We start from the raw sequence: 19,827 nt of genomic DNA on the forward strand, positions 1-19,827 counted from the left end.
CATCGCTCAGAGCCCTGGTGCGGGCCCGAGGGCCTTCCGAAGCGCCGAGAGCGCTACGTACGCCCGGTTGCGGTAGTCGACGAGGGCAACCACGTCCTTCGCGTCGATGTCCAGGAACCCGCCGCCCGACTTGATGCCCAGGTGACCGTGCGCGACCATCGAACTCAACATGGCGGGCGACGCGAGTCGTTCTCCATATTCCGCCTCGAGCGAGGAATAGGACGCATTGTAGACATCCAGGCCAGCCATGTCGGCGATGGCGAACGGGCCGAAGAGAGCCAACCGGAATCCAAAGGCGTTCGAGACCACCTCATCGACCTCGGATGGGGTAGCGCTGCCCTCCTCGACGATTCGTACCGCCTCTTTGAAGAGGGCGAACTGCAGCCGGTTCGCGACAAATCCCGGGGTGTCCGCGACGCGCACCGGGGCCTTGCCCGCGCTGCGAATGAATGCCTCAACGGTGTCGACGACGTCCGCGCGGGTCGCCTCAGCCGCGATCAGCTCCACGGCGGGAATGAAGGGAGCCGGGTTCATCCAGTGCACACCGAGGAATCGTTCGGGGTGTCGAACGGATTGCGCGAGTTCCTGGATCGGGATCGCCGAGGTATTGCTACCGATCACGGCTGAGGCGGGCGCCGCTGCGGATATCCGGGATAAGGCATCCGCCTTAATCTCGCGGCTCTCTGGCACCGCTTCCGTGACGTAATCGGCCTCGGCAACAGCATCTTCGAGGGTGGGCGCGATGCGCAGCCGACTCCTCAGAACCATCGCTGAACCCTGATCGAGCAGATGGGCGATCTCGAAGGCTTCGGCCTCCTTCACGATCCGCTCGAAGGCGAGCGATGCCGTTTGCTCGTCAACGTCGCCCAGTGTCACCGTGGAGCCCGCCAGGGCGAGCACCTGCGCGATCCCGCCGCCCATGTAGCCGGACCCGATTGCCGCGACACGACATTGCGAATTGACCGTCATCGCTGGTCCTCGTCTCGTGTGGTTGAGAGCGCGCGTGCGCGGTCGAGGTCGTCGAGGTAGGAGCGAATGACGCTCTCGAAGTCGGGGTCGGCCTCGAGCCCGAGTGATTTGGCGCGCTCGGAATTGAACTTGGCGGGCCATGAGGTGACGATTTCGGCGATTCGTGCATCGGGGATCCAGTCCACAAGCGCGGCGACCTCTGGGCCGGCCACTGCGGACAAGGCATCGACGATTCCGCCGACCGTCACGGTCAGCGCTGGCAAGGTGAGGGCGGTCAGTGGACCCCACTCCACATCCGTCGCGGTCGCCGCCCGCACAAGGCCCTCAATCGTGCTGGCCGGAGAGAGTACAGCTACCTCGGTCCCGGGCGGTACGGGGCTGACGCTTCTGACGCCGGCCATGGGCTCTCGAACAATCCCCGAGAGGAACCCGGAAGCCGCCGCGTTCGGGACTCCCGGTCGAACTGTCACTGTCATCAAACGGACGGTGCGACCCGGAACCAGACCCTGGCGCGCGTAGTCGGCAACGAGCTGCTCGCCGATGAACTTCTGGATTCCGTAACTCGATTGAGGCGTTGGCAATGTCGAGTCTTCGATCACGTCAGGAAGGGGAAGCAGCGACGTTCGCCCGAAGACGGCAAGTGAGCTGGCGAAGATCAGGCGGGGCGGGCGGGATTGCCTGCGGCAGGTTTCGAGTAGCTGCAGCGTCGCCGCGAGGTTCACCGTCATTCCGAGGTCGAAGTCTGCCTCAGCAGCGCTCGAGACCACCGCGGCGAGGTGGAAGACCAGATCGCTGTCGTCGAGCAACCCGGTCGGCAGCAGTTCGGCGAGGTCACCGACGACCGAAGTGACTCGGGAGTCCTCCAAAAGGTCGACCTGCGGGCTCACCCGGTCCACCAGCACGATCTCGTCTATTCGGCGGAGTGTTTCTCCCGTCACGGGCAATTCGCCGAGGGAGAGCAAGGAACGTGCCAGACGGTCGCCGAGGAAGCCGGCACCTCCCGTGATGATGATTCTCATGGTCCTTACTCTCCCGATCGAATAGTGAGCGGGGCTGCCCCGACCCGAGTTCTGAGCGTTCGTACCGTGGTCGACATGCAGATGAACAGGGTCCGTCCGTCATCGCCACCCCAGGTGAGGTTGGCGCTGGTCTCGTCCGTCTCGATAATGCCGAGAAGGTCACCGCTTGGTGCCAGCACCCAGATGCCTCCGCGAGCAGTGCACCAGATATTGCCGAATTCGTCGCATCTCATGCCGTCGGGGTTGCCTCGGCCCGGGATGTCCGTGTCGCCCATCCCCGCGTGGAACGGTCGACCGGGGGAGAGCCCGCCATCCGGCGCGACGTCGAAGGCGCGCACGCCGTGCAGGTCGTCGATGTAGAGCACGCTCTCGTCTGGCGAGAAGCACAGCCCGTTCGGCTGGTCGAACTCGTCACGCGCCACCACTAGTCGGGTCTCGCCACCCCCGGGCGGCACCATGAACACTCCCTGGAATCCGAGCTCAAGCCGTCGGTGGACTCCTACGACGTGGTCCCAGCGGCCGTAATCGGGGTCGGAGAAGTACACAGTCCCATCGGATCGCTCGACGACGTCGTTGGGGCTGTTGAGGTAGGTACCCTCGAAATGGAATGCGACCAACTCGCGGTGTCCGTCGCGAAGCTCCCGCACCACGGAGCTGGTCACGTGTTCGCAGACGAGCAGGCTGCCGTCACGGGCCAGCGTCATCCCGTTGCCGATGCGATTGGGTTTCGCCGTGAGCACGGCAGCATCGGCTTCCGTCCACCGCCAGCGGGCGTCATTCTGGATGTCGTTGAACTGCAAGGACCGGTCGGCGGAATTCCAGACGGGTCCTTCCACAAACCTGAACCCCGATGCGATGGTGGTGAATTCCTCCGCGGGGTCGAGGAGCCGCTCGATGGCGGGCGTGCTGTGCGAGATGGTTACCATGCTCGATTGCTCTCCAATATCTCTACGACACCAATTATTCGAAAGTCGTTGACGATTCGAATCTTTACACATATCGTCTGATTAGTCATTTTTCTTAGCCAAAGAGGGCAGTGAACAACAATGCGTTTAGCAAACCTTTCGGGCCGGCTTGTGATCGTCTCCGGGTCGAAGGCCTCGGATGTCGAGGCTCTCAGCATCGGCCGGTTCTCTTCGGATCCGCAAGCAATCTACGGGGAGTGGGATGAGTTCACGACGTGGGCGAGGACCGCGGACCTGACCGCGGGCGTCCCCTTTGACCACCATGACCTCCTCGCTCCAGTTCCCCGCCCGCGGCAGATCTTTGCGGTCGGCCTGAACTATCAGGAGCACGCGTCCGAAGTCGGGCTCGTGGCATCAAAAGTTCCGATCGTCTTCACCAAGTTCGTCTCGTCGATCACCGGACCGCGGGCAGACGTCCCCCACCCGGGCGGCGACGTCGACTGGGAGGTGGAGCTCGTGGTGGTGATCGGCAAGACAGCGCGAAACGTGAGCGAGTCGGACGCCTGGGAGCACGTCGCCGGCCTCACTGTAGGGCAGGACATCTCGGAACGCATCACGCAGCACGAGGGTGCCACCCCCCAGTTCAGCCTCGGCAAGTCGTTTCCCGGCTTTTCGCCGATGGGACCGTGGCTCGTCACGCCGGACGAGTTCTCCGATCCTCGCGACATAGCCCTCGAGACAATCGTCAACGGTGCCACCCGGCAGCGCGGCCGAACCTCTGACATGGTGGCATCCGTGGCAACACTCATCACCGCGATGTCCAAGATCCTGGAGCTCCTTCCCGGCGACATCATCTTCACGGGGACGCCATCGGGAGTCGGCCTGGGGATGAAGCCGCCGCAGTTCCTGTCCGTGGGCGACGAGCTCGTGTCGCGGATCGAGGGCATCGGCGAGATGCGCAATCGGATTGTCGCGGTGGCGTGACGGTGTCGAGGCGTCTCTCCCTTACATTCGACAACGGGCCGACGCCCGGTGTGACCGAGCACGTGCTGGCCGAGCTCGCTGCGCGTGCTGTCTTGGCGACCTTTTTCGTTGTGGGTCGAGACCTGGAACGCGACGGCAGCCGAGAGCTGGTGCAGCGTGCGAAGGATGCGGGGCATCGCATTGGCAACCACACGATGACGCACAGCATCCAGTTCGGCACGAGCGACGATCCCGGCCTGCCCGATGCGGAGATCACGGCGGCGCAGGTCGTGCTCGGTGATCTGGCCGAGGACGATCGCCTGTTCCGGCCATGGGGTGGAGGCGGAGTGCTCGGACCGAACTTATTGAGCCCCGCCGCCGTCGACCTGCTCGAACGCGACGGATACACGCTGGTTCTTTGGAACGGTGTTCCTCGTGACTGGGAGGATGCGACCGGCTGGGTCGATCGGGCGCTCGCTGACATCGAGTCCCAGGACTGGACGGTGCTCGTGCTCCACGACATCCAGAGCGGGGCAATGGCGCAGTTGGGGCAGTTCCTCGATCGCGTCATCGAATCCGGGGTAGAGATCGTGCAAGACCTTCCAGACGCCTGCGTGCCAATCCGGCGCGGGAAGCTGGTGGGAAGTCTCGACGACCTCGTCACTCGGTAGCGAAACACATGGATACGACCCCCCTATAACAGCCCCAATAAACAGCCCCACTAGAACAGCCTCTATAAACGGACAGGAGTAGCTCTTGGCAACCAGAGCGATAATCGCAGGGATTGGCGAATCCCCCCTCGGCAAGGTGCCGGGGATGACCGCCCTCGGCATCATTGTTGATGCCGCGCTGAACGCGATCGAAGACGCGGGACTCACCGTGCAAGACATCGACGGCATCATCCTCCACCCCGCCTTTCACGTGTCTCCGCGGTACCACATCATCGTCGCGGAGACCCTCGGCATCTATGTGAAGACGATGGCCGACACAACCATGATGGGCGGCGCCTCCTATGGAGTCGCCATCGAGCGGGCCAAGCAGGCGGTCGAGAGCGGCCTGTGCAAGAACGTCCTGATCGTGGGTGGCGAGAAGCTCGCGACCGGCCACGTGAGCGGGTCGGCGATGATGGCCTCCGTCGGTGCGCACAATCTGGACTACGAGTACCCGTTCGCGGCGACGATCCCGGCCTACTATGGCCTGCTGGCCCAGCGCTACCTGCACGACTACAACGCCGACGAGAGCGACCTCGCCCAAATAGCCGTCGCGACTCGCAAGCACGCGGCGCGCAACCCGAACGCGACGATGCGTGAGCCGATCTCGGTGGACGACGTGCTCAACTCGCCGATCATCTCATCACCGCTTCACCGGCTCGACTGCTCCCTCGTCTCCGACGGCGGTGCGGCCTACGTCATTTCAGCGGCGGGGACAAGCAAGGACCCGTCACGCGAGGTCGAGGTGCTCGGTATCGGGCAGGCGCAGTCGTATTACCACATGGGTCAGCTCGCCGAAGGAAAGGGCGATCACGATCTCGTACGCACCGTCGTGGATGTGGCCGGCAAGCGTGCCTTCTCGCAGGCGGGCCTCACGCCGGCCGAGATCAACATGGCGAACATCTACGACAGCTTCACTATCACGGTGATCGTGCAGCTCGAAGACCTCGGTTTCTGCGAGCGGGGAACCGCTGGAAAGTTCGCGGCGGAGGGAAACATCGACCCGGGTGGAAAGCTGCCGGTAAACACCCACGGCGGCCTGCTGAGCAACGCACACCCCGGCGCCTGCGGGGGAATGCTCGGCTTCACCGAGGCCGTGCGTCAGCTGCGAGGCGAGGCTGGCCTGCGCCAGGTGGCAAAGCATGACAACGCGCTCGTCAGCTCGGCGAGTGCCGTGGCATCCAACTTCTCTGTCAGCATCCTCGGCGCTCCGATTCAGTAAGGGGACATCACATGCAGCACATCACAAGACCACTTCCCTCCATCACCCAGGACAACGAAGACTTCTGGAGATCCACGAGGGAGCACGCCGCCAGACTCCAGCGCTGCAATGCGTGCGAGAAGTTCTGGTACTACCCAGGTCCCGTCTGCCACAACTGCGGAGCGCGGAACTGGACGTGGACCCTGTTGAGTGGCGTCGGCACCATTTACAGCTACTCGGTGCTTGAGCGCGCGAAAGGCAATCCGTACGAGGAAGACGTGCCGATCACCATCGTCCTGGTGCGGCTGGCGGAGGGTCCAGTCGTCATGTCGAACCTCTTCGACTACGAGCCGGGAGAGCTCGCGATCGATGCCGAAGTGATGATCGATTATGAGGATGTCAACGACGAAGTCACCCTGATTGTGTTCCGGCCCGCGCGCCGGTAGGGGGTCTTCGTGCACCATTCGGCGATCGTTTCGACGCTGACCGGCATCGAGTCGGCCGGGGGATCACGCATGCGCTGGTGGCGTGATGGATCCGATATTGCACCATGTAAAAGCAGAAGAGCAAGATATTCGAAAAACGTTGACGATTCGAAATTCGTCCCGTAACATCCCGAAGTAAGCAGCCCCGAGAACCAGGAAAGCGTCAATGAAGACTAATCAGGACACCGCAGAGCCGATCCTTGCTGTCGAGAATGTGTCGAAGAGCTATTCGGGCACCGATGAGGCATCCCTCGTTCTTCGCTCCGTCAACCTCACTGTGGCCAAGTCCGAGTTCATCAGCATCATCGGGCCGAGCGGGTGCGGCAAGACGACCCTGATGAAGATCTGCGCAGGCCTGCTGTCACAGACCAGCGGCGTCGTGACATTCGCGGGCAAGGCCGGCACCCCGCCTCCCCGCAAGATGGGCGTGGTGTTCCAGTCGGCGGCGCTGCTGCCGTGGCGTACGGTCATGGCCAACATCCTGCTGCCCGCAACGATCCAGAAAGCAAACATGACGAAGGCGAAGGAGCGGGCACGCGAGCTCCTGGACATGCTCAACCTCGTCGGTGTCGAATCCAAGTACCCCTGGGAGCTATCCGGCGGAATGCAGCAGAGGGTCTCGATCGCGAGGTCGTTGGTCCTCGAGCCCGAGGTTCTCTTCATGGACGAGCCATTCGGCGCTCTCGACGCGATGACGCGGGAGAAGCTGAACCTCGACCTCCAGGCCATTCACGCACGCACCGGCGCCACGATCATGTTCGTCACCCACAACATCGCCGAGGCGGTGTTCCTCTCCGATCGGATCGTCGCGATGGCGGCCCGCCCCGGCCGCGTCGCAGACGTCATCGATGTCACGCTGGATCGTCCTCGTACACAGGACAGTTACGTCGACGAAGACTTCAGAGAAATTGAAACCAGAGTGCGTAACTCTTTTGACCGAGCGGCGGCGAGCTGACATGACCACTGACATGAATTCCGTGTTCAACGCGGAGAATCCCATTGCACCACCGGCAGGCGACCGGTCGCAAACAAGATCGACTCGACTGGTCAATGCCGGGCTGAGTGTTCTCCTGCTGATTGTCGCCCTGGGGGCGGTTGAGCTTGTCAGCCGTTCGGGTCTCGTCTCAATCCTCCTCGTGCCACCGCCCAGCGCCATTTTCGCGACGCTCGTGAACGGCATCGCGAGCGGGATCTATTGGGAGCCACTCCTCAACTCGCTCTCCGCGGCCTTCGGCGGCTTCCTGATAGCGGCAGTCCTTGGCTTCGCGATTGGCGGCCTCCTCGCCTCGCTGCCACGGTTGGAGAGGATCGTGTTTCCCTACGTGGTTGCCTTCCAATCCACCCCCATGATCGCCATCGCGCCGCTGATCATCATTTGGGTCGGATTCGGCATCCAGTCGAAGATCGTCGTCGTCATGGTGGTCTGCTTCTTCCCGATCCTCGTGAACACGCTTCAGGGCTTGCGGCTCCGCGATCGTGACAGGCAAGAACTGGCCGTGGCCCTCGGGGCAAATAGGTGGCAAGTCTTCCGCTACATCCGCCTGCCTGGCTCCATGCCCTACGTCTTCGCCGGCCTGCACGTCAGCGCGATCTTCGCGCTCATCGGAGCGATAGTCGCCGAGTTCGTGGGCGCGCGGGGAGGGCTCGGCACGATGATGAACGAGCAGCGCGCACTGTTCAACGTGCCAGGAGTGTTCGCCATCCTCATAATCCTGATGGTCCTCGGGCTGACAGTGAATCTGCTCATGAAGGCACTGGAGAAGCGCGTGACCTTCTGGGCGCGGGAGAAGAACTAGCGGCACTCGAGCTTGCGAGTCGTGACCTGCACGCGGCGCGCTAAGAAAAAACCGAACACACCAAGAAAACAAAGGAGTTTTACCCGCATGATGAAGAAAATGGTGTTTCCCCTAGCGGCGCTTGCGACAGTCGCACTGATCCTGTCAGGGTGTTCTTCCGCCACGCCCAAGGCGTCCTCGTCGTCGGGTGGCCTCACTACGGTGAACCTGACGCTCCCGGCGCCGGCATCACTCGAGTCGGTTGTCTACGACTGTGTGCCCAACATGGAAGGCTTCTTCAAGAAGGAAGGGCTCAAGGTCAATGTAGAGACGGCGGAGGGCAGCGTTCTTGCTTTGCAATCGCTCGAGACCGGGACCAGCGACGTCGTCGTCGTCGGCACATCGCCCCTCATGGCCGGCATCGGCGCGGGATCGACCGCGAAGGCATTCGCCTCCGTGGTGACCGGCAGCTACGCCTATCCCGCGGTGCTGCCGAACAGCCCGATCAAGACCTTCCTCGACCTTCAGGGAAAGACCGTCGGCGTCCCCAGCCTGCAAAGCGGATCCATTCCGTTCACGCGCGGCCTCGTCGCCCTCGCGGGCGGCAACCCGAAGTTGGTCGAATTCCTTCCGACTGGATTCGGTGCACCGGCACTCGCGGCCCTGAAGAGCGGGCAGATCGACGCGCTCGGCCTCTGGGACACCGCGTACGAGGTCATCAAGGGACTCGGCCAGCCGCTGAGGTTCATCCAGAACGACCAGTCGAAGAAGCTCGGTTTTCAAGTCGTCTACGCGGCCAAGTCCGCGTGGATCGACAAGAACCCGAAGGTCGCCCTGGGCATGTCTCGCGCAATGAACAAGGCCTATGTGTTCGCCATCACGAACCCCGAAGCGGCCCTCAAGGACTGCTGGGACGAGTACCCGAACCTGGTGCCAACCGGCGTCGACCCTGTCAAGGCGAAGGCTGACGGTCTGGCCGCGGTGAAGGCCCGGCTCGCATCGAGTGGTCCCGTCGACGGCGTCTACGGCACGTCTACTGCGGACCAGGTGCAGACGTTCTACTCGCTGCAGGTGGCTGCCGGCACGGTGAAGCCGGGCATCACGGTGGGTCAGCTGTGGACAGACAAGTTTGTCAAAGACGCCAACAAGTTCGACGTCGCCGCCGTCAAGAAGGCTGCTGCCGCCAAGAAGTAACGATGAACCTATAGCACCGCATGGGTGGCCCGGCACGTGAGAAATCACGAGCCGTGGCCATCTTTGTGTTGCGGCGAGTAATCGAGCATCGCCGAAGTACCACGCCCCGGCATGGCCGGAGGCCTGCCGTGGCCAAGCTGGGCAGTGCGGCGACAGTTGTGTGATTGTCGCGGTTCACAGTCCGGGAGACGGATCAGGCGGAGTTTCTGCGGGCTCGGTTGGCGGCAAGCAGTCGCTCCGGTGTCACCCCCTGGAACGGCGAGCTGTACTGATCCTGGAGGTCCTCGTGTCCGACCCTAACGCTGCTCTGACCTCGCGTCACCGGCTGCGTCTCGCGCGTCTGATCGTCGATGAGAATTGGCCGGTCGCTCTCGCAGCCCCGACGGTTCAATGTTTCGGGCCCGACCGCCCAACGGTGGGCCGAACGCCATGCCTGGATGGGCGCGGCGGGATGGCCGACCGGTCGGTGCGCCGGCATCGAGACCCACTACAACGGCGGGGAGTTGGTGCGGAATTAGCCGGTCAACCAACGTCCCTGGGCAGTGCAGTTAGCCGCCCTGCCCCACGAGGCGGCCGGTCGCGGTCCCGAATCTCGCCGCGAGCTCGCGCTTGAGGATCTTGCCGCTCTCCGTCATCGGCCACGTGTCCACCTGGATGATCTCCCGCGGCACCTTGAAACTTGCCATCAGCGAAGCGCAATGTTCGATGATCGCCGCCTCGTCAAAGCGGGCGCCACTCATCTGGACGAACGCCACGGGCACTTGCCCGAGCCTCTCATCCGGCTTGCCAACGACTGCGACGTCCGCGACTCCTGGAAACGTTTGGATCACCCGTTCCACTTCGGCGGCCGACACATTCTCGCCGCCGGGTTTGATCATGTCCTTGACGCGATCCACGAAGTAGAGGTTGCCGCTGCTGTCGAGACGCCCGATGTCGCCGGTGTGGAAGAAGCCGTCGGCGTCAATGGCCTCCTCGGTGGCTTTCTCGTTGCGGTAGTAGCCGAGCATCACTGACCAGCCGCGAATGATGATCTCTCCCGTGACGTCCGCTCGATGAGTGGCCCCGCTGTCGGTCTGGATGGCCACCTCTATTCCGGGAATCGCTCGGCCGCAGGAGTGAACCCACACGTCCTCTGGGTCGTCCAGCGAGTTGATCGTTGTGGTGCCGGCGGTCTCGGTCAGGCCGTAGATGGTCGTCATGACGGCCACACCCATTTCTCGGCTGATGGTGCGGCGCAACTCGGGGGTTCCCCCGGACCATGCCTTCGTGAGGGTGGCAAAGATCTCGGCGTGGTAGTCGGGGTGAGCGAGTTCCATGGCGTACATCGCCGCCTGTCCGGTCCGCGCGGTGCACCCATACTTGGGAATGAGTGAGAAAACCGCCTCCGGCGAATAGCGCTCAGGCACGATCATCGTGGGAGATGCGCCCAGGGCCATGAGTGTGGTGGCTACCGAACCGCCCACGTGATACATCGGCTGTGTGCTGAAGTAGATGTCGTCGGCATCGATCTGCATGCGCTCGGCGATATACCAGGTTGCCCCGAGGGTGGCCCGACTATTGAGCAGCGCCCCCTTCGGAAATGCGCTGGTGCCCGACGTGAACTGGAGAAGCACTGGATCGTCTGCGCGACCGATTATCGAGGGCGTCTCCGACGCAGCACCGAGCGCCAGCAGCTCCGCCCAAGTGCGACGGCCGGCTCGACCCTGGCTCGCCGCGGCAACCAATTCGACGGCGGGGGAGTCGAGTGTCACGAGTTCGAGCGGGGGCCCCGGAACAGACCTGGTAACGAGGTCGACGTAGTCGACGTTGTGATACTTCTCTATGAGCACCACGACCTTGGGCTGGCAGAGCCCGAGGACGAAGCCGACCTCGTCCTGGCGGTATCTCGTATTCACCGGAACGATGATCGCGCCGAGGTGGCTGCACGCCGTCTGCAGAATGGGCCACATCGCCGAACCTGGCGCCAGCGCCGCCACGCGGTCTCCCTTGCCCACCCCAAGCGCGGCCAGTCCGGCGGCAACGGCGCGGGACGTCGTAAGCCAATCCGTGAAAGACAACGCCTGGTGCCATTCCGGACCCTCGAAGTGGAATGCTGGGCGACCGCCGAGGCGGGCTTCGGCGCGTTGGAGGGCCTCCGCCCAGCTGAATTCGAGGATCTCGGCGAGGTCTGGAGCAGACATGGAGGGCGCCCTTCTTTGGCAAATGCCACAACGCTGTACAGTGCGAGCGCGATTGGTCGCGCATCTTCAGCGCCATCCTAACGGATGTTTCGCAGAACCAATAGATATTCGAAGATCTGTCGGTGTGCGCCAAATTTCCCCGTGTTGCGAAAACCACTGCTAGCATACGTGCGTATACCCGTCGACGAAGAAGAGGTAATGCGGCATGGCCACGCTAGACAGAATTCGTGTTCTCGATCTGGGGCATTACGTGGCGGGACCGCTGACGGCGCAACTTCTTGCACAGCAGGGTGCTGAGGTCGTTCGCGTGGACCGCCCGGGCGCGATCGACGGTCTTGCTGACGCGTATCTGCAGCGCAACAAGCAACGGATCAGTCTGGATCTGAAGAGGCCGGCCGATGTCGAGACCGCTCGGAGTCTGGCAGCTGATTGTGACGTCGTCATCGAGAACTTCCGACCGGGCGTCCTCGACCGGATTGGACTCTCCGCCGAGGTGCTCATGGCAGAGAATCCCGGACTGATCTACTGCTCGATTCCAGGCTTCGCGGCAGCCGATCCACGCTCGCAGGTGCAGGGCTGGGAGGGTGTGATCGACGCGGCGACCGGCAACTGCAGGGTTCGGGTTGGTGAGGCTCCGCCCGACTGGGATTTCACCAGGCCAACCTTCAGTGCGCTCCCGCTCGCCTCGAACTTCGCGGCGATCCTCTCGGCGACGGCGATCGTCGCGGCCCTGACCGAGCGTGAGGTGACCGGCAGAGGTGCGCGCCTGGAGGTGCCTCTCTTTGATTCAATGTTCGAGCTAATCGGCGGAGCCGGTGCGTACTCCGCCGAGCGGGGTTTTCAGAGCGAAGCTCCGCTTATCGCGAATGGCAGCGGAACGTATGAATGCGCCGACGGCACGTTCGTTCAGTTCAACCCGATTGGTGCCACCATGAGATTCCTGATCTGGTTTCTCGATGCGGCGGGAAAGCAGGACTGGATCGCAGAGGGGCTCGGTCTCGCGTCCTCATACACAGCGGATCCCGAGCTGGCCGCTGCCCTGCGCGTGCGCCTCGCGGCCCTCTTCCTGACCAGGCCCGCGCAAGAGTGGGAGGAACTCGGGCAGGAGGCCGGAGTCCCGCTCTGCATGGTGAGGTCGTCGCGGGAGTGGATGGAGAATGACCACGCGCGGGCTTCCGGGCAGGTTGTTGAGGTCACGGACCCTGAGTTCGGACGTACCTGGATGGCGGGGGTGCCCATTCACCTTTCGGAGAGTCCGTCGGTGGCTCCGACCCCGAGACATGCCGTGGACGCAGACCGGTCGATCGTCCTTGACGCACTCGCGCAGCGCGGTGGTGCTGTGGCGAACTCCGGTCAGGCTCGCGCCCCCAAGCAGATGAAGGACGTCCGCGTGGTGGACCTCACGCAGATTCTGGCCGGTCCCAGCGCCGGCAGAATGCTCGCGGAGTATGGCGCAGACGTCATCAAGGTCAACGCGCCACAACGCAACATCGAGGCCCACGGAATAGTCAACCGGGGCAAGCGATCCATCCTCATCGATCTTCAGCGCAGCGAGGGGCAGGCGTTGCTCTGGGAACTGATTGATCGCGCAGATGTCGTGACCCAGAACTTTCCGCAGGGGACGGCGGAGCGCTATGGCCTCGGGTATCGCCATGTCCATGCGCGAAGGCCGGACATCGTCTTCGTGTCAGTGAGTTGCTACGGATACGACGGGCCCTGGGCGCAGGGTCGCGGGTACGAGGTGCAGGGGCAGGCGGTGACCGGCATCATGGAGCGGGCAGGCCGTGGCGGGAAGCCCGCAGTGCTCGGCCCATACAATCCCCTCGATTACGGAACGGGCGCCATGGCCGCGTTTGCCGCGACTCTGGGCCTGTTTCACAGGGCTCGAACCGGGCAAGGCCAGCATGTTTCAACGTCACTCGCGCAGGTGGGTACCTTCCATCAGGCAACGATGCTGGTGGGCAATGCCGGCTCGGACGGTGAGGCGGCGGGTCGCGATGCCTTGGGGGCATCGCCCCTTCAGCGTTTCTATCAGGCTTCGGACGGATGGTTCTTTCTCGGGGCACGCACAGAGCAACTCGAGGCCATAGTTGCCGTCAGTCGAGTGCTGCCAGACGGATCGATCTCGTTCGAAGAGGGGCTCGAAGCCGCTTTTATCGCCAAGGATGTCGCGCACTGGGTGCGCAGCCTCCGAGACGGAGGAGTCGGCGCGCACGAAATCGTGCGTTTGCCCGATCTGCTTCTCGATCGCTATGTCGTCGACTCTGGCCTGCGGGTCGAACAGGTATCGGAGGAGGTGGGGCCAGTGATCATGCCCGGTCCTGCAGTGATCATCGATGGTCGACGGATCAGCGCCGGCAGACCGGCCAATGCGCCAGGGGCCGACGCGCAATCCGTCTTGGATGAGATTGGGCGAGGCGACGAACTCTCGTCATTGGAGTCGCGCTGGGTCGTGCAACGCGTCGCGCTCCCGTCAGGATGGCCAAAACCCTAAGCATTCGAAATGCACCGCGATATTCTTTGAATTAGGGGAGGGTTAAACTGATGCATAAAGATCAAAACATGCCGCGCACTGCGTATACGGTGATACCATCAGCTTTCGTGAAGAGCGGGCCGACTAAGAAGACAATGGCGATCGACGTGCGTGATCGCATGCGATCCGACATTCTCTCTGCGCGCCTCATTCCCGGTCAGCGGCTGATGTTCGCCGATCTGAGCGAGCGCTATGGCGTGAGCGTCGGAGTCACCCGAGAAGCGCTCACCTGGCTCTCGAGCCAGGGCCTCGTGCAGGCGAATGCCCATCAGGGGTACATTGTGACGCCGCTGTCAATACCGGACCTCACCGAATTGACCGAGACCCGCATACTCATTGAACCGCTGGTGCTTCGCATGTCGTTCGAGACCGGCGGCATGGACTGGGAGGGTGACGTCATATCGGCTCACCACATCCTGTCTCGTACGCCGCCGCCTCACGGTCCAAAGGCCCTCGATGAAGATGCACTTGACCAGTGGGCCGAGGTCCACTCTGCTTTCCATGAGGTGCTGTTCGCCGCGTGCACGAACAAGCGCCTCCTGCGAACGGTGAAGCAACTCGCTGAGGAGGCTGCGATGTATCGACGTTGGTCGGTAGCGCTCGTGTTGAGCAATCCGCAGGCCGAGAACGAGCATCGTGCACTGCTGGAAGCTGCTCTCGACGGGGACTGGGAACGCGGTGGTGCCGTGTTGAGGACCCACATCGAGCACACTCGCGAGATGCTCACGAACTACCAGGCAGCTCACCCCGACGAATAGGGCATGTTCCCGGCGGACGGGGCCTGAGCGCCAAAATGCGCGCGGAAGGGCTGTCGGTCAGATCGCCCACTATCGCCTCGCCTCTGGGCTTCCGATGCCTGACACCGTCGCCGAGGCTTCCCCTGCTCGCGGGGAGCGAGATCCCCGGACATCGATCGGTCTTCCGGCACTTTCACGCTATCGACAATTTTCGAATATCAAGTTATATTCTTTTTGGGTCCGCGCATTCGACGGTCCCAGGACTAGTGAGACCGCGTCTGTCAGCGGCTCACGGCGCCGATACGCACCTCGATTCCGGTGCAACACCCCTGAAGGGCCCTCGAAAATGACTGACTCCGCAGCGGTACGCCAGCAGATCCGCGACTGGCGGGAGAGCCGGTCCAGGCGGTTGGTCGTGCTCGACGATGATCCAACAGGTTCGCAGAGTGTGCACGACGTCCAGATAGTCACGGTCGTCTCCGAGGCGGAAATCACCCGCGCGCTGACCGACCGTGGTTCCACTGCATTTGTCCTCACTAATACGCGGGGCCTGCAGGAAGCCGAGGCCATCGAACTCAACAAGCAGGTGGTGACGAGCGCTCTTGCCGTCCACGGCGATGGCGTCGACATCATCAGCCGAAGCGATTCGACGCTCCGCGGTCACGTCATTGCGGAGATCGAGGCAATCGATGAATGTCGGGCTGGGATTGTCGGTCGCCACGTCGATGGTGTGTTGTTCGCGCCTGCATTTTTTGAGGCGGGGCGGTTCACCGTGGGGGACACTCATTACGCAACCGTTGACGGCGTGCCGGTGCCGGTAGGGAAGAGCGAGTTTGCGCGGGACGCAACCTTCGGCTACGCGTCTTCCAACCTGGGGGATTTTCTGGGGGAGCTGAGTCATGGACGAGTCCCTCCCGAGGACGTTCTGAGTATTTCTCTCGAGACCATCACTGAGGGAGGCCCCGATGCGGTGCGTGACGTGCTGATGCGTGCATCAGGGGCGGCATGGATTGTCATCAATGCGACGAGCTACGAGCATTACGAAACCGTGGTGCTGGGGGTGCAGGCGGCGATCGACGCCGGGCGGACTTTCCTCTTCCGCACCGGCCCGTCATTTGTGCGCGCCCTCGCCGGCCTTGAGCCGAAAGACCCGCTGTCGACAGCCGATTTCCCGCAACTGGGTTCGACGGACGCTCACGGTCTGATTTTGGTGGGCTCGCACGTGAGCCAGACGAGTCGTCAGGTCGCGGCGGTTCGGCTCTCTGGCGGCCTGGCTGAATTCGAGTTGAACGTCCCCCTCATCCTCGCGGGCGACAGGTCCTACATTCCCGCCGCCGCCGCGTCGGTCCGGGCGGCTCTCGCCAACCATGACGTGCTCGTGTACACGAGTCGAGAAGTCATCGGTGGGGAGAGCGCCGCCGCAAGCCTCGACATCGCGCGAACCGTCTCGAACGCCGTCAGCGAAGTTGTCGCCGGCGCACTAGCCGCTCGTCCCGCGTGGATCATCGCCAAGGGTGGCATCACCTCCCACGACGTGGCCGTGCGCGGGCTTGGCATGCGGCGCGCACGGGTCCTCGGTCAACTACTGCCGGGCCTGGTCTCGGTATTCGAGCCACTGACGGCTTCTCCGGAGGCGAGAGGCGTGCCCTATGTCGTGTTCGCGGGCAACGTGGGAGACGATGACACGCTCGCGCATGTTGTCTCTGTTCTCCGCTCGGCTCAGCCGGCGCGGGAGCTCGCACGATGAGCCCCATCGGCTGGATCGGCCTGGGGGCCATGGGCGCTCCGATGGCCTTGGTCGCAGCGCAGTCACATGATCTCGTGGTGTTCGATGTGGATCAGCGCGCCGTCGCGAGGCTCGCGGGAAACCGAATCACGGCGGCGGCGTCCGGCCGTGAGGCCGCGTCAAACGCCGACGTGTTGGTCGTGATGGTCGCCACCGAAGCCCAGGTCGAGTCGGTACTCTTTGGAACGCACGGTGCGGTCGACACGCTTGCTCCCGGTGCGGTGGTGGTCGTCATGGCCACGGTCGGGCCGGCGGCGGTGCAGCGCTGGGCGGAGAACCTTGCGGCGGTGGGGATCTCCCTCGTCGACGCTCCTGTCTCCGGCGGTGTATCGCGGGCAGAACAGGGAGAACTGCTCATCATGGTGTCGGGATCAGCCTCGAGCGTGCAGAAGGTCTCCCATCTGCTGGGGAGCCTCGCGCGGTCAGCCCCCGTCGTCGGAAACCGGCCAGGGGACGGTCAGAAGGTCAAGCTCGTCAATCAGTTGCTCTGTGGAATCCACATTGCCGCAGCAGGCGAAGCGCTAGCGTTCGCCGAGTCGCTGGGAATGGACGCGCGCTCGTGCTGGGAGGTGGTCCGCTCCGGCGCCGCTGCGTCGTTCATGCTTGACGACCGAGGAGAACGAATGCTCGAGGGGAAGTTCGATGACGTGCGGAGCGCCGTCGACATCTTTGTCAAGGACATGGCGCTTGTGCGTGAAGCAGCTGCCGACTCGGGCGTCCACACGCCACTGGCGGCAACGGCGGGACAACTGTATGCGCGAGCCGCCGCAGTTGGCCTCGGTCGCAAGGATGACTCCGTGATCATTCAGCTTCTGCGAGCCGCAGAATGAAGACTGGCCCGTCACTGGTCATCATTGCTGATGACCTCTCGGGCGCGGCGGAGACGGCTGGAGCGATCGCAGCGGCAACTTCGGCGGTGGTCGAACTCCGCATGGAACCCTGGCCCGGACCGCATCCCCAGGTGCTGGTCATCGATACGGATTCGCGGGCGATGCGGCCTTCGCATGCAGTCCTCGAGTGTGCAAAGGCGCTCGCAAGCATCGATCCGGGCACCATCGTCTACAAGAAGGTCGACTCGCTGCTCCGCGGCAACATTGACCTCGAGCTCCGAGCGATGCATGGCCTCGGGTTTGGGCTGATCGCCGCCCTCGCGGTGCCGCGGATCGGACGGACGGTGCGCAGCGGGGTCATGCACGTGGACGGTGAGGTTCTTGGTGCCATCGGCGATGTAATAGAACTGCCGTCGATTGTCATCCCGCTGGGCGTGGTGCGATCCGCGCACCTGCGGGCTGCGCTGGTAAGTGCGCTGGACGCCGGCACTATCGCGATCTGCGACGGCCAGACCCAGTCCGACCTCGACCTCGTGGCATCTGTGCTCGTCGGTCTCGAGCGTCGCGTCGCCATCGTCGCCGCCGGTGGGTTTGCGCGATCGCTCGCGCCTCTGCTTGCGGTGAGTGAAGGCGTTGCTCGATTCTCGACCGGCGCCGACAGGGTGGTCGCGGTGGTCGGAACCTTAGCGGCTTCGGCCGCCCTGCAGGTCGACCGGTTAACCGAAGCCGGGACGCGGAGGATAGTGTTGCGGCCGGGTTGCCGGCTCGCCCTCGACGGATCGGATGCGGTCGTGACATTGTCGGCGGTCGACGAGTGGACCGCCGAATCGTTGAGGGAGGCGTATGCGGCCATCGCCGACGGGATCCGGGCGCTCGACGGCCGCACTGACCTCGTCCTCACGGGCGGCGACACGGCTCGCCGGATTCTCGATCGTCTCGGTACTCGACGGCTCTATGCGGAGTCGGAGATTGAGCATGGTGTCGTGCTCAGCACGACCGACGACGGGGCGGCCGTCGTCACAAAACCGGGAAGTTTCGGGAGCGATGACACGCTTCTCCGAATTCTTGACCACCTGAAGGGGAGACGACCATGACAGCACTTCCAATCATCGCGGTGACGATGGGGGACGGCGCAGGGGTTGGACCCGAGATCTCATTGGCGGCCGCAGTCGACAATTCGCTGGCGCTGGATGCGGAGATCATCATCGTCGGCGACACTAACCGGCTTCGGCAAGCGGCGCAGATCCTTGGGATCAGCGCGGAGATCGTCTCGATCGACGGGGTCGACGACTATCGGGCGGGCCGAGTAAACGTGATCGATCTCGGCCTCCTGCCACAGGATCTCCCGTGGGGGCAACTCTCAGCGGTGGCGGGCGACGCCGCCTTCCACTACGTGCGGGTAGCCTGCGGACTCGCCATGGCCGGCCAGGTTAACGCGATCTGCACAGCACCGCTGAACAAGGAGGCGCTGCACGCCGCTGGCCACAGGTATCCCGGGCACACCGAGCTGCTCGCTGCGCTTACGAACACCCCAGAGGTGTCAATGCTCCTCTCGACACCCAAGGTGAAAGTGATCCACGTCACGACGCATCTAGGCCTCATCGACGCCGTAGCGCGCATCGAGCCAGGGTTGGTGGAACGCACCATCCGCCGAGGTTGGTCGGCCATGCGGGCTTCGGGCGTCGAGCGTCCAAGGATCGGAGTGTGCGCCATCAACCCGCACGCTGGCGAGAATGGACTTTTCGGCTATGGCGAGGAAGCCGAGAAGATCGCTCCGGCAATCGAGCTGCTGAAGGCTGAGGGCATGGACGTCCACGGTCCCCTGCCTGCCGACACCGCCTTCTTCCTCGCCGGGCGCGGCGACTACGACTTGATCGTTGCCATGTACCACGACCAGGGGCACGGACCGGTGAAGGTGCTCGGGATCGAGGCCGGTACCAATATCACCGTTGGCTTGCCCGTCATTCGCACCTCGGTGGACCACGGCACCGCCTTTGACATCGCGGGAACGGGCAGGGTCGACACTCGGAGCATGATCGAAGCACTCCGGCAGGCGATAGACCTGTCGGGCGTAGTCCGCGAGGGCGATTCCTAGTTTCGGCTCACCCGTGCGCGCCTTCGCCGGTCAGGCGAGGGGATCGTACTGGAACTCGCGGAGCTCCTGCGTGCAGCGGCAGGCGACCGCGATCTTCGCGGCCCACTCGAGGGCCGCCTCGCGCGAGGGAACGTCGATGATGGTGAAGCCGCCGTTGAGCTCCCTCGACTGCGGGTAGGTTCCCTCGGTGACCGTGCCGTCGCCGGCCACCATGACAGGGGCGACATCCTCGTTCACGCCGCCGCCGAAGATGTAGACACCGGCAGCCCTGGCCTCGTGGATGACGGCATGGGCGTCCCGGGCCACGTCGGAGATCTCCTCTTCGGAGACATCCATCGCAGCGCTGGGGAACGAGATCAGGTACCGCGTCATCTCACAACTCCTTTGTTCGGGCGGCTTCTGTCGGCGTGGATCGACCAGCTGCCTCCCAGTGTGCTCCGAGAGC

The 19,827-nt window shown here is 63.6% G+C and carries 18 protein-coding genes; 13 read left to right on the plus strand and 5 right to left on the minus strand.

Features of this window, described 5'->3' with window-relative positions; translation table 11 throughout:
- Positions 1-6 precede the first annotated feature (6 nt).
- The 3 genes from FVP33_RS04840 to FVP33_RS04850 are packed head-to-tail and all read right to left on the minus strand — an operon-like array spanning position 7 to position 2,914.
- The gene (locus FVP33_RS04840) at positions 7-969 is read right to left on the minus strand and encodes a 3-hydroxyacyl-CoA dehydrogenase family protein (RefSeq protein ID WP_147782517.1); all 963 of its coding nucleotides are present in this window, start codon (positions 967-969) and stop codon (positions 7-9) included.
- Positions 966-1,988 carry a D-erythronate dehydrogenase gene (denD, locus tag FVP33_RS04845; RefSeq protein ID WP_147782518.1) on the minus strand — a complete coding sequence of 341 codons (1,023 nt, stop codon included), beginning with the start codon at positions 1,986-1,988 and terminating at the stop codon, positions 966-968. The genes FVP33_RS04840 and denD overlap by 4 nt, the downstream gene beginning before the upstream one ends.
- A 5-nt stretch (positions 1,989-1,993) precedes the next feature.
- Positions 1,994-2,914, minus strand: a complete 921-nt coding sequence (locus FVP33_RS04850; RefSeq protein WP_187270577.1) for an SMP-30/gluconolactonase/LRE family protein — start codon at positions 2,912-2,914, stop codon at positions 1,994-1,996.
- Positions 2,915-3,034: 120 nt separating this feature from the next.
- On the opposite strand from FVP33_RS04850, the gene FVP33_RS04855 reads away from it, so the two are divergent.
- The 7 genes from FVP33_RS04855 (at position 3,035) to FVP33_RS04885 (ending at position 9,221) form a co-directional block, all read left to right on the plus strand.
- Complete coding sequence (locus tag FVP33_RS04855; protein WP_147782520.1) at positions 3,035-3,877, plus strand: fumarylacetoacetate hydrolase family protein; 843 nt, start codon at positions 3,035-3,037, stop codon at positions 3,875-3,877.
- Positions 3,874-4,527, plus strand: coding sequence for a polysaccharide deacetylase family protein (locus FVP33_RS04860; protein WP_222706628.1), 654 nt, complete (start codon positions 3,874-3,876; stop codon positions 4,525-4,527). The genes FVP33_RS04855 and FVP33_RS04860 overlap by 4 nt, the downstream gene beginning before the upstream one ends.
- 145 nt (positions 4,528-4,672) lie before the next feature.
- Positions 4,673-5,788 (plus strand): thiolase family protein, encoded by a 1,116-nt coding sequence (locus FVP33_RS04865; protein ID WP_147782522.1) that lies wholly within the window; start codon positions 4,673-4,675, stop codon positions 5,786-5,788.
- An 11-nt stretch (positions 5,789-5,799) separates the two neighbouring features.
- Positions 5,800-6,213, plus strand: a complete 414-nt coding sequence (locus FVP33_RS04870) for a Zn-ribbon domain-containing OB-fold protein (RefSeq protein WP_147782523.1) — start codon at positions 5,800-5,802, stop codon at positions 6,211-6,213.
- Between the two features lie 205 nt (positions 6,214-6,418).
- On the plus strand, positions 6,419-7,207 hold the full coding sequence (locus FVP33_RS04875; RefSeq protein ID WP_147782524.1) for an ABC transporter ATP-binding protein: 789 nt from the start codon (positions 6,419-6,421) through the stop codon (positions 7,205-7,207).
- Position 7,208: 1 nt separating this feature from the next.
- Complete coding sequence (locus tag FVP33_RS04880; RefSeq protein ID WP_187270578.1) at positions 7,209-8,048, plus strand: ABC transporter permease; 840 nt, start codon at positions 7,209-7,211, stop codon at positions 8,046-8,048.
- Positions 8,049-8,249: 201 nt separating this feature from the next.
- Complete coding sequence (locus FVP33_RS04885; RefSeq protein ID WP_187270579.1) at positions 8,250-9,221, plus strand: ABC transporter substrate-binding protein; 972 nt, start codon at positions 8,250-8,252, stop codon at positions 9,219-9,221.
- Positions 9,222-9,769: 548 nt separating this feature from the next.
- Here FVP33_RS04885 and FVP33_RS04890 read toward each other — a convergent pair.
- Positions 9,770-11,401 (minus strand): class I adenylate-forming enzyme family protein, encoded by a 1,632-nt coding sequence (locus FVP33_RS04890; RefSeq protein WP_147782527.1) that lies wholly within the window; start codon positions 11,399-11,401, stop codon positions 9,770-9,772.
- A gap of 205 nt (positions 11,402-11,606) precedes the next feature.
- On the opposite strand from FVP33_RS04890, the gene FVP33_RS04895 reads away from it, so the two are divergent.
- The 6 genes from FVP33_RS04895 (at position 11,607) to pdxA (ending at position 19,382) form a co-directional block, all read left to right on the plus strand.
- Positions 11,607-13,895, plus strand: a complete 2,289-nt coding sequence (locus tag FVP33_RS04895) for a CaiB/BaiF CoA transferase family protein (protein ID WP_147782528.1) — start codon at positions 11,607-11,609, stop codon at positions 13,893-13,895.
- Positions 13,896-14,029: 134 nt separating this feature from the next.
- A complete protein-coding gene (locus FVP33_RS04900) occupies positions 14,030-14,692 on the plus strand; it encodes a GntR family transcriptional regulator (RefSeq protein ID WP_147782529.1) in 663 nt (220 codons plus the stop codon).
- 325 nt (positions 14,693-15,017) lie between these two features.
- Positions 15,018-16,418, plus strand: a complete 1,401-nt coding sequence (locus tag FVP33_RS04905; protein WP_147782530.1) for a four-carbon acid sugar kinase family protein — start codon at positions 15,018-15,020, stop codon at positions 16,416-16,418.
- Positions 16,415-17,287 (plus strand): NAD(P)-dependent oxidoreductase, encoded by an 873-nt coding sequence (locus FVP33_RS04910; RefSeq protein WP_147782531.1) that lies wholly within the window; start codon positions 16,415-16,417, stop codon positions 17,285-17,287. The genes FVP33_RS04905 and FVP33_RS04910 overlap by 4 nt, the downstream gene beginning before the upstream one ends.
- Entirely contained in the window at positions 17,284-18,381 is a 1,098-nt protein-coding gene (locus FVP33_RS19955) for a four-carbon acid sugar kinase family protein (RefSeq protein ID WP_147782532.1), read from the plus strand. Before FVP33_RS04910 ends, FVP33_RS19955 begins: the two co-directional genes overlap by 4 nt.
- Positions 18,378-19,382, plus strand: a complete 1,005-nt coding sequence (pdxA, locus tag FVP33_RS19960; RefSeq protein WP_147782533.1) for a 4-hydroxythreonine-4-phosphate dehydrogenase PdxA — start codon at positions 18,378-18,380, stop codon at positions 19,380-19,382. The genes FVP33_RS19955 and pdxA overlap by 4 nt, the downstream gene beginning before the upstream one ends.
- A 30-nt stretch (positions 19,383-19,412) precedes the next feature.
- Here the strand turns inward: pdxA and FVP33_RS04925 are convergent, their stop codons facing one another.
- Positions 19,413-19,754 (minus strand): YciI family protein, encoded by a 342-nt coding sequence (locus FVP33_RS04925; RefSeq protein WP_147782534.1) that lies wholly within the window; start codon positions 19,752-19,754, stop codon positions 19,413-19,415.
- Between the last annotated feature and the right edge of the window lie 73 nt (positions 19,755-19,827).

The sequence above is a fragment of the Lacisediminihabitans profunda genome (assembly GCF_008040105.1).
GTDB classification, from domain to species: domain Bacteria; phylum Actinomycetota; class Actinomycetes; order Actinomycetales; family Microbacteriaceae; genus Lacisediminihabitans; species Lacisediminihabitans profunda.